The organism is Neisseria sp. HMSC055H02, from assembly GCF_001813335.1.
GTDB classification, from domain to species: Bacteria; Pseudomonadota; Gammaproteobacteria; order Burkholderiales; family Neisseriaceae; genus Neisseria; species Neisseria sicca_C.
Window position 1 is genome coordinate 27,574 of sequence record NZ_KV812082.1, and the last position, 13,510, is coordinate 41,083.

Here is a 13,510-nt window from a genome sequence, read left to right on the forward strand (position 1 = left end):
AGATCAGAAAAGCGCATTATTGACCTTGGTAGAACGCGTTACCCGCTAACACCATCATCTGCAAATTGAAGAAATTAAAGGCCTGAGACACTGCCCGGGCAGCCGTTGGGGCATTAAAGGCACATAAAGACAGAATCCACACCATCACCATGGATAACGGCAAAGAGTTCTGCCAACACACCAAAATAGCCAAAGCATTGAAGGCGGAAACCTATTTTTGCCGCCCTTACCATTCGTGGGAAAAAGGGCTGAATGAAAACACCAACGGACTCATCCGACAATATTTCCCCAAACAAACCGATTTGCGAAAAATTAGAAATCGGGAGATACGCAGGGTTCAAGATGAGTTGAACCACCGGCCGAGAAAAACACTTGGCTGCGAAACGCCAAGTGTTTCATTCTTGAATTTGTTCCAACCACCGTAACTCAAGTTTGGCACTTGAAATCCGAATCCAAAAACCTTTTTATTGGATTCGCGATATTTAATGGGTAACGGATATACGTTTGATAATAATGGGTTTGATTGGGACGTTTTGATGGAAGCCGCGTGTTTCAGTCGGCGTTTTGCTGATTTGGCGTACGACATCCATTCCCGAGGTTACTTTGCCGAAGACGGCATAGCCGTAGCCTTGCGGGGTTTTGTTTTTGAAGTTGAGAAATGTATTGTCGGCAGTGTTGATGAAGAACTGGCTGGTGGCGGAATTAGGATCGCCGGTACGCGCCATGGCGATGGTGCCGACAGTGTTTTTTAAGCCGTTGTCCGCTTCGTTGATGACGGCTTTATCTGTGGCTTTTTGGGCAAGGTCCGGGGTAAAGCCGCCTCCTTGAATCATAAAGCCGTCGATAATGCGGTGGAAAACGGTGTTGTCGTAAAAGCCTTTGCGGGCGTAGCTGACGAAGTTGGCGACGGTTTTGGGTGCTTTGGTTTCGTCGAGCGACAGGCTGATGTTGCCCATATTGGTTTCGATGACGGCGCGTGTCTCGGCTTGGGCATTGAAGGCTGCGGCAAGGGCAAGGGCGGCGAAAGTGAGTTTGAGGGTTTTGTTCATTTGAGTGTTTCTCGTAGTGTGAAAATCAAACGTTATTATCGCGGATTTTATGTGAAATCTCTAAAAGGCGTTGTGAAATATTTTAAGGTCGTCTGAAAACGGATACAGCAAACTTCGTTTTCAGACGACCTTTTGTGTTGCGCAGCGGCTTATTGTTTGGCTGCTTCGATTTGGATGTCGATGCGGACGTTTTTGGTCATACCTGCATCAACCAGATAGTCCACGCCCCATTTGGTGCGGTCGATGGTGGTGCTGAAGTCGCCGCCGCAAACTTCGGTTTTCGCCATCGGGCTTTGGTAGCAGTTGAATTTTTCGGCTTTGAGTTTGACGGGGGCGGTTTTGCCGTGCATGGTCAGGTTGCCGTCAACGGAGAGCAGTTTTTTGCCGTTGAAGTTGAATTTGGTGGAAACGAAGCGGATGTTCGGGTATTTGGCGGCGTCAAAGATGTCGGCGGATTTTAAGTGGTCGGTAAAGTGTTGCGAACCGCTTTGCAGGTTGGCAACGGGGATGGTGATGTCGATTTTGCCGGTGCGTTTTGCTTGATTGAAATCGACAGAGCCGGTCAGACCGTAGAAACCGCCGACGTTGGTGCTGGTGTTGAAGTGGTCGATAGCGAAACGGGCGTTGGCGTGGTGTTCGTCCACTTTGTAGGTGGCGGCGGAGACAGTACCGATGGCGGCGGCTGCGAGTGCGGCGAAGATGATTTTTTTCATGATTCTTGTCCTTTGTGTGAGGTTGTAAAGGCGTTTATCTTAACATAGGAAAGGGTAAGAATCATTTCTTACGGGTGAACGGTGAGTTTACTAATATTTGATAAAAAGGTCGTCTGAAACCGATATTTCGGTTTTCAGACGACCTGTGACTTTTATCGGGATCACAACTGGTCTTTTTGTGCCAGAATCCTGCGGCTGCCGTTGATGTCTGCGGGGGAAACGACACCGGCGTTTTCGAGCGCTTCCATTAGGTTGGCGGCACGGTTGTAGCCGATGCGCAACTGGCGTTGCAGAGAGGAGATGGAAGTTTTTTTGCTTTCCAAAATGTAGGCGACGGCTTGGTCGAACAGTTCGTCGCTGCCTGCATTCGGATTGACGATGTTGGTGGTTTCCAGCGCGGCTTCACCGCTGAGCAAACCTTCGACATAGTCGGCGGGGGCTTGCGATTTGACGTAGTTGACGACTTGATGCACCTCGTCGTCTGAAACAAACGCGCCTTGCAGGCGGGTCGGCTCGGCGCTGCCCGGTTGCAGGAACAGGGAGTCGCCGTATTTCAGCAACTCGTCCGCGCCCATTTGGTCGAGAATGGTGCGGCTGTCGATTTTACTTTGTACGGTAAACGCCATACGCGTCGGAATGTTTGCCTTAATCAAGCCGGTGACGACATCGACGCTCGGACGCTGAGTCGCGACAATCATATGGATACCGGCGGCACGCGCTTTTTGGGCGAGGCGGGCGATTTGTTGCTCGACGGCTTTGCGTTCGGTCATCATCAGGTCTGCCAACTCATCGATAACGACCACAATCATCGGCAGTTTTTCTAGCGGTTCGGGATCGTCCGGATTCAGGCTGAACGGGTTGGGCATGGGTTTGCCCGATGCTTTGGCGGCCTCGACTTTTTGGTTGAAGCCCTCCAGATTACGCACACCGGCGTGTGAAAGCAGGCGGTAGCGTTTTTCCATCTCTGCGACACACCAATTCAACGCCTGCCCCGCTTCACGCATATCGGTAACGACTGGGCAAAGCAGGTGCGGAATGCCGTCGTAAATACTCAATTCGAGCATTTTCGGGTCAATCATAATAAAGCGGACTTCTTCTGGCGTGGCTTTGAAAAGCATGGACATAATCATACCGTTCACGCCGACGGATTTACCCGAACCGGTCATACCGGCGACCAAAAGATGCGGCATTTTTGCCAAATCGCCGACGACGGGCGTACCGGCGATGTCTTTGCCCAGCGCAACGGTCAGCTTGGATTTGGCTTCGGTAAACACGGGCGAAGATAAAATTTCGCTCAACATGACGTCTTGGCGTTTTTCGTTGGGCAACTCGATGCCCATGGTGTTTTTGCCCGCGATGGTTTCCACGATGCGCACGGCTTGCAGTGACATGGAACGCGCCAAGTCTTTAGACAAAGCAACGATTTGGCTGCCTTTTATGCCTTGCGCGGGTTCGATTTCATAACGCGTAATCACGGGGCCGGAAGTGGCGGACACGACTTGCACACCGATGCCGAACTCTGCCAGTTTGGACTCAATCAGTTCGGCAGTGCGCTCCAATTCGGCAGGATTGATGCTGACGGGTTCGCCGTTGGGCAGGCGCAGCAGGCTCATGCTGGGTTTGTGGTATTCGCCTGTCTGTTGCGGCTCGTTGTCTTCAAACAAAGAAGCCTGAATTTTGGGCGGCGGCGCAACGGAGACCGCGACGGATTTGCGGTTGCTGGTACTGCCTGCAAGCGGGGCAACGGGCGTGGCGGTGATGTTTTTGGCTTCTTTCACCATGCGGCGGGTGTTTTCCGTTTCCAAGGCCTCGGCGGTCGAGCCGTCGTCTTTACGCCTGCCCAATGCCTTTTTCAGACGACCCCAAATACCTGAAAACAGGCTTTCGGTATTGCGTCCTGTTTTCGCCATCACTTCCAGCCAAGACACTTGCGCCAGCAAGGAAACGGAAAGCAGCAGCATGACGCACATAATCAGCAGGCTACCGGATTTGCCCAACAGCCAAGCCAAGCCCGAACCTGCCAAAGCACCGACCAAACCGCCCGCACCGACGGGCAGGGTTTCGTCCAAGGTATTTTGAAGGGTGAAGTATTCGAGAATCGGGCTGCACACCAAAAGCAGGAACAAAGCCAGCGCGGCAACGCCGTGGTTGTAGGATTTGTAGTTTTCACGCTTTTGCAGCGGGCGGAAATTTTTATAGAGGAAAACGCACGAAGCGGCGATCCACCACCAAAACGACAGTCCAAAAAGATAATAGCCGACATCGGAAACATACGCGCCAAACAGCCCGCCGAAATTGGCGATGTCATCCGGTTTCGGCACGCTGCGCGACCATGCGGGGTCGGTCATTTTGAAGCTGGCGAGGGAAATGGCGATGAAGACCGTCACCATCAGCCCAAAGAGCCACAGCGCGTCGTTAATCAAATTGACGACATGCTCGGGGCGCGCTTTTTTTTCTTCATTTTTTTGCAGCGCTTTGGCAGCCTTCAAACGCTCGGAAACCTTGTTCGGCTCTGTCTGCGCCTTGGTTTGGCTTTGACGGCGCGTGCTCGGTTTGGCGTTTGTTTTGGCTTTAGTTTTTGATGCGGTTTTAGAGGGTTTTGCGGTCATGGATGGATTTTTGATATTCGGTACAGGTCGTCTGAAAAGGGAAAACCGACGGGGAATCAATCCGTCGGGTGTAATGTGTGTTGGGTTCAAATTATACCGTATTTACCGTTTCTGATAAAACAAGGTCGTCTGAAAAGGTTTTCAGACGACCTTGTTGTCCTAATTAGACTTTAGAACAGGTTGCTGATAAAAATCAGCAAAATCACCAGCGGCACGAGGTATTTCACATAGGCAAACCAAATATTGACCGTCGTATGGTTGCCTTTATAAAGCAATTCGTCCTTCGCTTCGTCCTTCATCACAAAACCAACAAACAGCGCGGAGCCGAGCGCAGTCAGCATAAACAAGATATTGCCGCTGATGTAGTCAAAGGCATCGAAAATATTTTTGCCGAACACGGAAACGTCTTTCCACGGACCATAGCTCAGAATGGACGGAATATTGCCGAAGATGAAGATAGCAGCCAACACAATCGTAATCGCGGCAGTACGGCGGATTTTGGTTTTCTCCTGAATCGTCGTAATCAACACTTCATAAATCGTCAGCGAAGTCGTCAGCGCGGCAATCAGAAGCAGCGAGAAGAAAATCACGGCGAACACAGGTCCCGCCCACATATTCGAGAACACGATCGGCAAACTTTGGAACACTAAAGTCGGGCCGGAATTGGGCGCGACGCCGAAACTGAAGAGCGACGGGAAAATCATAAAGCCCGCAAGTACGGCGATGATGGTGTTGGTAATTGCGGTAATGACTGCGGTTTGCACCAAATTTTCGTTTTTATCCAGATAGCTGGACAAAGTAATCATCACGCCGAAACCCAAGCTCAAGGCGAAAAATACTTGTCCCAAGACAAAGACGAAAAGTTCTGCGGTAATCTTGCTGAAGTCAGGCTTCAGATAGAAAGTAATCCCTTCCATCGCGCCCGGCAGGGTAACGTTGCGCACGACCATGGCAATCAGGAATAGAAACAGCAGCGGCATCAGGTATTTCGCCGCTTTTTCAATGCCGCCGATGACGCCTTTGACCAAAATCCATTGGTTCACAACGACAAACAAGAAAGTGTAGAACGCAATTTCCCAGGGGCTGTTTTCGATGTGTTCGGTAAAGAAGCTTTTCGTTAGTTCGCCGCTGACAGGGCTGGAAATATTCAGGTTTCCGCTAATAATATTAATGATATAGCTGATCACCCAGCCGCCGAGCACCATGTAATACGCCATGATGCCGAACGAGCCGAGCAAGCCCATCCAACCGACCAGTTTCCAAATTTTGGCGACAGGTTTGCCGTTCATCGAGCCGCCGAACGCATCCAGCGCGTTCACACCTTTGCGCCGTCCGATGACGTTTTCCACCAAAATCATCGGAATACCGATAACAAACATGGCGATACAGAATAAAAACACATACGCGCCGCCGCCGTTTTCACCGACCAAATACGGGAAACGCCACGTCGCGCCGAAACCGACAGTCGCGCCGGCAACGGTAAGGATATAAGTCAAACGGTTGGACCAAGTTTGACGGGGTTGGTTGGAAGACATAAAACACCATCTGCCTTATTGGGAAAACTTGAAATTATACGCGAACGGATTAACGGTTCTTAACTGAATATCAAAAAGCAGTATAGTGAAAATATCTGGGAATTTTGCATTTTTCAGGGGAAAACCATAAAGAAAAAGGTCGTCTGAAAACAAAACAGGGGATATAGCTGGATATACTAGGAAACCATTGTCATTTTCCACCCTATTAAAATGTCAGGATTCAGACTTGAAACCACGATATGAAAAAACCTGCTTTGATCATGCAATCAAAGCAGGTTTTTATATTTGGTCGGAATGAGAGGATTCGAACCTCCGACCCCTTCGTCCCGAACGAAGTGCGCTACCGGGCTGCGCTACATTCCGAATGAGCAGGCATTATAGAGGAATTTTCGGCAGGATGCACGGATTTTGTCGGAGAAACTGTCGGGATTCGGATAAATATTTGGATAATAAACATCTTATCGATATATCTATCGGCTTGGGTTTGAAAAGGTGGGAAATACTTACCGTTTTTCACATTTTCCTTGCTTGAAAGCAGGGATTTTATCTTTATGTTAGTATCCGCTATGGCTTCGAATATAAATACGGATTGGTCAGAATCGCTTCGGCTTAGAGATTAAGGAACAGTAATTATGCAATTTTTCGGTATCGGTTTTTTGGTTTTGATTTTTTTGGAAATCATGTCGATTGTCTGGGTTGCCGACTGGCTTGGCGGCAGCGTGGCGTTGCTGCTGATGGTCGTCAGTTTCGTATCCGGCGTATTTATGTTGCGCAATACGGGTCTGTCCGGCATTTTACTGGCAGGAGCGACGATACGGAGCGGAGGAAAGGTTTCGCTTTATCAGATGCTATGGCCGATACGCTATGCTGTGGCAGCGGTGTGCCTGATGAGTCCGGGCTTTATTTCGACGGGATTGGCATTATTGCTGTTGTTGCCGTTTAAAGGTCGCCCGGTTGTGCAAGCGGAGACGGATGGGAATATATTTGGGCAGCGGCCGTTTTCAACTAAAGCACAAGATGATGATGTGATTGAGGGCGAATATACGGTAACGGGTGAAGATTCGGATACGAAGCATCAGGCTTACATCGAACATAAAAAAGATTGAGATACGGAATCTGTCAGCCGGAATGGTTGGCTTGAAATAAAAAGGTCGTCTGAAAATATTTTCAGACGACCTTTTTGTCATTGTTGCCGACTTAACGGCGACGACCGAATCCTCGACCCATCGGGCGGCGGTAGTTGGAAGGTTGTTGGGTGGTTTGGCGGTAGCGGGGTTGTTGTTGAGCCTGCTGCGCGGGGATGCTGCGGGTATTCAGTTGCTGGCTGGTACGGCCGTTGGGACGGGCTGATTGGTAGTAATGGGTACGGGCGCGCTGTGCAATCGGACTGTTTTGATTGTTCGCACGGGTGAATTTGTTTGCCAGTGCGTTACCGATAAATGCGCCTGCGGCTGTACCGATCAGGCTTTGAAGCAGCCAGCTTCCTGTGGATTGGTCGTAAATATATTGTTGTCCGTCTTTGCCGGTAACGGGTTGGCCATTGTTGCCGTTGGCTTGCGCTTCGGCAGGGATGGTGTCTTGTACGGCTTCGGGAGTGAGTTGGTAAACGGTATTGTCCTGCTGGCCGTTTTGTTGTGCCAATTGTTGTTGCAGCGCTTCAATTTGTTTTTGCTGCTGTTCAAGTTGTGCTTGCGTATTGTCTTTGCAGGCGGCAAGGGAGAAAGCGGAGAGCGCGGCTAAGGCGATAATTTTTTTCATTGTTGTGTGTTTCCTTGGTCGGTTGTCATTAATGCCGTCTTATGTAAGTCGGCGGCATGGTTCTAAGCGCGTGGCCTGTCTGCCATATGGTGTGTTTTGGGGATTTATCAAGCAAGGTTGCTCTTTTTTACAATGGGAGTTTCGGTAGTTTGGCTGCAAAAGCAAGGCTGTCGGCAACAATATTTCCTTGAGGTTTCACTTCGTGTTCGGTTTCCATAATAAGCAGTTTGTCGGGGCGGCGGGCGTGCAGGCTCATGTGCATTTCCGCGGGGGAGAAGGGGAGGTGATGGTGTTTGGCAAATGTTTGTGCGCGCTGATTGGCGGTTTTGAGCATGGGCATCAGGGTGATGTCGAGATGAAAGCGGCGAACGCCCAAAATAAGGATGCGTGCGGCGAAGAAGTCGGCTTCTTCTGTAAACACGGCGGGACTGTTGCAATTGAAGTCGTGGCGTTCGGCCGCAATCAATGTGGCGAGAGAGCGGATTTGTGGAATCAAGGCCTCGCTGATAAGGCCTGAGGTTTGGGGAATGGTATCGTCTGAAAATGTGTTGTGGCTGTTGCCGTCAACAATCATATGGCAGCGGTGAAGGGTTTGTGGACGTCTTTGGATATTTGCAGAGAGGTTCATGGCTTTTCCTTTATTGGTATCTATTCGCATCGTGTATCGGGATTGGCGGCCATGAAGGGTATAAAAAAAGCCGCTCAATCAGGGCGGCTCTTGTTTTGCTGTTCATTTCCGTCTGTTTCAGACAAGCGCAAAAAAGTACCGCACATTTGTGTGGTACCAATAGAAGAATGCGTTTGAATGCTTAGCGGTTTGCATGACGGTATTTTGCTGGATATTGAATATATATGCGCTGAATTCTAAATCAGAAAGTCGAATAATTTCAATACTTGATGGATAAATTTGATTAATAATTTTTCAACTTTTTGTAATTAATGGAATTTATTTTTAAGCTGTGTATGGAAAGGCGCATTGTATGCGGATGTTGGGGAAAGTATTATCGCTTGGGTAGGTTTGATGCCTTATATTTTAAATAGGTCGTCTGAAAACGGGCAATGCCGGTTTTCAGACGACCTTTGCGTTTTTAAGCTGCTTCAATCATCAGGCGATTTCGAGCCACATCACTTGGTAGGGGCGCAGCACCAAATCCTGATTCAATGCCACGGTTTCGCCGCTGATGAGGTCTTTGGCGCGGGCGGGCATGGCTTGCAGGGTGTGCGCGCTGATGGTTTGCGGGTGTTCGCTGAAGTTGCCGAACGCCAACAGCGCATTGTTTCGGATGTAGCCGATGATGTGTTTGTTGTTGGTGTTGAAAGTAACCAGACGGCCACCGTTCAAACGCGGGTTGTTTTGGCGGATGTCTATCATGTGGCGCAGGCCTTGATAGATTTGCCCTGCCGCGGTTGACGGGTCGTGGCGCTGTTCGTACAATTCGGCGTTGTAACGCGGACGGTGCGCCCAGCGGCTGTCGTCGCTCTTGTTGCTGTCGTTCGACCAGTCGTCGTCGTTGAGCGTGCCGACTTCGTCGCCGAGATAAATCAGGGGCAGGCCGCCGGTACTCAGGGCGATGCTGTACAAGAGTTTGATGCGGTCAACGGCGTGGGGGTCGTGTTGCGCCAAACCGGCGAGAGCGGCGGCAGTACCGCTGACGCGGCAGTCGCCGGTGTTGGGGTTGTATTGGAAGGGGACGCCGCGCGCGAAGCTGCCGTCGAAATGGTTGACGAAGAAGCGGTTGAGGAATTGGCGGTGGTCGTAACCGTGGATGCCGAATTGCGATGCGTCTTCGTCGGCAAACGTCCAGCCAATGTCGTCATGGCTGCGCACATAGTTGACCCATGCGGTATGGTCGGGCAGGTTATGGCGGTAGGAGAGGGCTTGGTGGAGCAGATTGACTTCGCGGGTGGCGAGGGTGTTCCACAGTAATGCCATTTGCAGCGGGTTGTAGCCGATTTGGCATTCGTCTTGTCCGATGTATTGGACGACTTGGTCGGGGTGGACGATGGCTTCGGATTTGAAGAACACGGCAGGTGCGGCGATGCGCATGACGGCGTTGAACGCGCGGATTAAGGCGTGGGCTTGCGGCAGGTTTTCGCAATCCGTGCCCATTTGTTTCCAAATAAAGGCGACGGCGTCCATACGCAGGATGTCGACGCCCAGATTGGCGAGGAACATCATTTCGCCTGCCATGGCGCGGAATACCCAAGGATTGCTGTAATTCAAATCCCATTGGAAGGAATTGAACGTTGTCCATACCCAGCGTCCGTCTTCCAATTGGGAGAAGCCGCCCGGATGCTGGTCGGGGAAGATTTCGCGCAGGGTGCGGTCGTATTGGTCGGGCATCCAGCGGTCGGGGAAGATATAGTAAAAATTGTCGAAAAGCGGATCGCCGGCGGCGCAGCGTTTCGCCCATTCGTGTTCGTTGGACGTGTGGTTGAAGATGAAATCGACAACGGCGGAAATGCCCGCTTCGTGCAGCGCGGCAATGACATCGCGCAAATCGTCTATCGTACCCAAAGCTGGATTGACGTCGCGGTAGCTGCTGACTGCATAGCCGCCGTCGCTCTTGCCTTCGGGACATTTAAACAGGGGCATCATGTGCAGATAAGTCAGCCCCAGCTCTTGAAAATAAGGGATTTTAGCTTTCAAGCCTTTCAAATCGCCCGCAAACAAATCGACATAACACACGCCGCCGACCTGTTTGTTAGACAAAATCCAATCGGGATCGCTCTCGCGCGCGGCATCAATGGCTTTCAGAGACTTGTCGCGTTGGGAATAGCTTTGCCATGCATGTGCAATCAGTTGTTCCAGCATGGGCAGGACGGCTTCATTGTCGTTGTAAACGTTGTCCAGCTCGTGCATCAGCTTGGGAAAATGCTCGTTCAAACGTCTGTCAAACTGTTTCCAGTCTTCGGAAGCTTCGACGGTCGCACGCTGTTTGGGGCTATATTCTGCCAAGGTGCGCTCTTTGAGATGATGCAGGGTCAAATCGACCTGTTGGGTCTGGGTCAACATGATGTTTACTCCGAGTTGAGGTTGGATTTGTTTAGAAGCCTGATTCCGGCGGGAACGCTGGCCGGAGACAGGCTTATCATACTTTAATAAACTACTTGTGAACAGAGTTTGGAGAGGAGTAACCGCATTGTTTTATGTGGAATTTTTTTAAATCTAGGGCGGCGGGTGTGTTTGGGGTAACTGTATAAATTATTTAGAAAAAAAATTCATGTATGGAAGACGGTAGGGCAGGGGGATGTTTAGGACGAAGGGGGGAAGGAATATCGGATACCTGTCGGATGATTTGGTTTACAAAGGTTTATGACGAGCGCGGAAAGGCTGGATTAATAGTGAAATCAGACGGGTGAAAACAATTTCCTTTGACGGAAATGAAATGATTGGGATGACATGAAGGGATGAATAAAAAAGGTTTTCAGAGGTCGTCTGAAAACCTTTTCTCTTGTCTATCGCCCCTTAAAACTTAAAGTTCACGCCGCCGGTGAAGCTGCGTCCCATTTGCGGGGTGTCGGACAGGAAGCTGCTGTGGGCGTAAACGGACTGGTTGAGCAGGTTGTCGGCTTTGACGTACCAATTCCACTCGCCGTAGCCGGTGCGGCGGCGGTAGTTTGCGCCGAGGTTGAGCATATGGTGTCCGGGCGTGCGCGTTTCGTAGCGGGCGAGTTTGTTTTGGGCAAACACGCGGTAGTAGTCGAGATGGGCATCGATGCGGTCGGTCAGTGCGGCATTCAGGTGGAAGCCGAGTCGTGCGGCGGGAACGCGCGGGGCGTTTTGGTCAGCTTGAGCGATGAGTGGACGGTTGCCGTAGGCATCTTCCCTGCCGGGCAGCGACGGAAGGTTTTTCAGACGACCTCTGACGTAGTCGCCGGAAAGTCCGATGCGGTAGCGCGGTGTGGGCTTGAAGTAGATTTCGCCTTCCGCACCGTAGAAGTCGGCGCCGGATTGGTTATAGCGCACGAGCTTCATTTCGCTGTCGTCTTCGATGGATTTGGGGCCCCGTCCGTCGTTTAAGGTTTGGGCGTAGATGTAGTTGCCGAAGCGGTTGCGGTAGAGTGCCAGATTGTATTGCCAGCGGTCGCCTTCGTAGCCCAGCGCGAGTTCGATGTTGTTGGAACGCTCTTTGTTGAGGTGTTTGTTGCCGACTTCAAAGGTGTTGGTGGCGACGTGTTTACCGTGTGCGTACAACTCTTGCGTTGACGGCAGACGTTCTTGATGGGAGGCGGTCAGGCTGAGTTTGTGTTGTGGCGTGAAATACCAGTTGCCGGAAAGCGCGAACGAGCGGGCGGTTTGGCGGTGCGCGCCGAGGTCGGGCAAGGGTTGGTTGTAGTAGTTTTCCCGATCAATCAATGCCTTGTCGTACTGAATGGCGGCTTTTTGTTTTTCCACGCGCACGCCGCCTTCAAGCGAGAAGTTGTCCCAATTTGCCTGTTCTACGCCGAAAAAGCTGTAATGATGCACATCGTTGTCGATCAACATCGGCTGTTGGACGGTTTCGGGAATGGCGGAAAGCGCGCTGGATTTTTGGGTGAGGTATTGCACGCCCCAACTGCCTTTCAGACGACCTATGGGCAGGTGGCGCAATTCGATGCGGGCATTTTGCGTTTTGTTTTTAAAGAAGTTTTCCACCGCATCGCCCGCTTTTTCGTCGTGGCGGTAGTCGTTGCGGTTCAGATGCACGCGCAGGGCTTCGAAACCGGGGAGCGGCTGCTTCCATTCGGCGCGGATTTCGTAGCGTTTGTTGCGCAGGTCTATCCACGGTCTGCCGCTGTGGGTATGCGCGTGTGCATTATCGTCGTCGTGGAAGCCGCAGCTTAAGCCCGGATTGTCGTAATCGATGTCTTCTTCGGTCAACAGGTGCGGATAAAGCTGCAAATAGCGTTTGTTAATCAAACTCTTCTGCCAGATGATGTCGGCGTGGCAGTCGTCGTAGAGGTGGCTGTGCGCAGGCAGGCCGTAGCGGTCGCGGCGGTCGCTGTACGTTACGCCGATAAAGCCTTTTTCGCCTACCCAAGACAGCCCGATGCTGCCGGTTTTTGAATCGGCATGGCTGTCGGGCAGTCGTTTCAGACGGCCTTCTTCTTTTTGATAGCGCGGTACGGCGTAATCGCCTGATTTGCGGTACAAGCCTTCGGTATGCAGCACGAAGTTTTTGCCCAAGCCGATATTGATGCCTGCGGATGTCAGTTTTTCCAAATTGCCGCTGCTCAAACGCAATCCGGCTTCGCCCGATACGCCGTTTTCAGGCATTTTTTCGGGGATTTTGCCATCGGCAACATCGACCAAACCGGCTACATTGCCCGAGCTGTACAACAGCGTTACCGGGCCGCGCAGGATTTCGACCTGCTGCGACAAGGCGCTGTCCACCATCAAGGCATGGTCGGGCGAGAAGTCCGCCATGTCGCCTGTTTCGCCGTGATGGTTCAACACTTTAATCCGTCTGCCTGTTTGACCGCGAATGACGGGAGCGGACGCGCCGCCGCCGTATTGCGAGGCATGAATGCCCGGTACGCCGTCCAAAGCATCGCCCAAGTTGACGGCTTTTTGGCGCAAGGTATCGCCGCTGATGATTTTGTCGGAGGCGGTCGAAGCGTGCAGCAGCCCCGACGTTGCACGCGGACGGCTTTTACCGACGACGGTAACCTCTTCCAAGTCAACCGACTGCTCGGTTTCATGCGCTTGGGAGAGGATAGGGGTGCTGATTAAAAGAATAGATAAAACAATGGGTTTGAGTGTGGCTTGTGTCATTTTAGTTTCTCATCATATTTCGAAAGGCTGTTATTATATAACATTGCGTCATTTATATGGAGACCTTTGCAAAATTCCTTTTCCCCCG

Annotated in this window: 9 protein-coding genes, 1 tRNA gene and 1 pseudogene; 2 read left to right on the forward strand and 9 right to left on the reverse strand. The window is 51.3% G+C overall.

All coding sequences use genetic code 11. The annotated features are described in order from the left end of the window. A pseudogene (locus tag HMPREF2907_RS11685) lies at nucleotides 1-425 on the forward strand (IS30 family transposase); the annotation flags it as partial. A gap of 57 nt (nucleotides 426-482) precedes the next feature. Here the strand turns inward: HMPREF2907_RS11685 and HMPREF2907_RS03940 are convergent. From HMPREF2907_RS03940 to HMPREF2907_RS03960, 5 genes are all read right to left on the reverse strand, one after another. Continuing rightward, nucleotides 483-1,049, reverse strand: a complete 567-nt coding sequence (locus HMPREF2907_RS03940; protein WP_070680280.1) for a peptidylprolyl isomerase — start codon at nucleotides 1,047-1,049, stop codon at nucleotides 483-485. 149 nt (nucleotides 1,050-1,198) lie between these two features. Next, nucleotides 1,199-1,762: a YceI family protein gene (locus tag HMPREF2907_RS03945; RefSeq protein WP_070680282.1), complete on the reverse strand. Its 564-nt coding sequence runs from the start codon at nucleotides 1,760-1,762 to the stop codon at nucleotides 1,199-1,201. A gap of 161 nt (nucleotides 1,763-1,923) precedes the next feature. Then, the gene (locus HMPREF2907_RS03950) at nucleotides 1,924-4,371 is read right to left on the reverse strand and encodes a DNA translocase FtsK (protein WP_070680285.1); all 2,448 of its coding nucleotides are present in this window, start codon (nucleotides 4,369-4,371) and stop codon (nucleotides 1,924-1,926) included. A 170-nt stretch (nucleotides 4,372-4,541) separates the two neighbouring features. After that, entirely contained in the window at nucleotides 4,542-5,906 is a 1,365-nt protein-coding gene (locus tag HMPREF2907_RS03955) for a sodium-dependent transporter (RefSeq protein WP_070680288.1), read from the reverse strand. Between the two features lie 286 nt (nucleotides 5,907-6,192). Next, a tRNA-Pro gene (locus tag HMPREF2907_RS03960) sits at nucleotides 6,193-6,269 on the reverse strand. A 269-nt stretch (nucleotides 6,270-6,538) separates the two neighbouring features. Here HMPREF2907_RS03960 and HMPREF2907_RS03965 point away from each other — a divergent pair. After that, nucleotides 6,539-7,012, forward strand: a complete 474-nt coding sequence (locus tag HMPREF2907_RS03965) for an FxsA family protein (protein WP_070441738.1) — start codon at nucleotides 6,539-6,541, stop codon at nucleotides 7,010-7,012. 91 nt (nucleotides 7,013-7,103) lie between these two features. Here the strand turns inward: HMPREF2907_RS03965 and HMPREF2907_RS03970 are convergent, their stop codons facing one another. From HMPREF2907_RS03970 to znuD, 4 genes are all read right to left on the reverse strand, one after another. Then, nucleotides 7,104-7,664 (reverse strand): hypothetical protein, encoded by a 561-nt coding sequence (locus tag HMPREF2907_RS03970; RefSeq protein ID WP_070680291.1) that lies wholly within the window; start codon nucleotides 7,662-7,664, stop codon nucleotides 7,104-7,106. Between the two features lie 127 nt (nucleotides 7,665-7,791). Then, on the reverse strand, nucleotides 7,792-8,292 hold the full coding sequence (locus tag HMPREF2907_RS03975; RefSeq protein ID WP_045074365.1) for a hypothetical protein: 501 nt from the start codon (nucleotides 8,290-8,292) through the stop codon (nucleotides 7,792-7,794). A 477-nt stretch (nucleotides 8,293-8,769) separates the two neighbouring features. Beyond that, nucleotides 8,770-10,680, reverse strand: a complete 1,911-nt coding sequence (locus tag HMPREF2907_RS03980) for an alpha-amylase family protein (RefSeq protein WP_070680294.1) — start codon at nucleotides 10,678-10,680, stop codon at nucleotides 8,770-8,772. Nucleotides 10,681-11,133: 453 nt separating this feature from the next. After that, complete coding sequence (gene znuD, locus HMPREF2907_RS03985; protein ID WP_039407262.1) at nucleotides 11,134-13,422, reverse strand: TonB-dependent zinc receptor ZnuD; 2,289 nt, start codon at nucleotides 13,420-13,422, stop codon at nucleotides 11,134-11,136. Nucleotides 13,423-13,510: the final 88 nt, after the last annotated feature.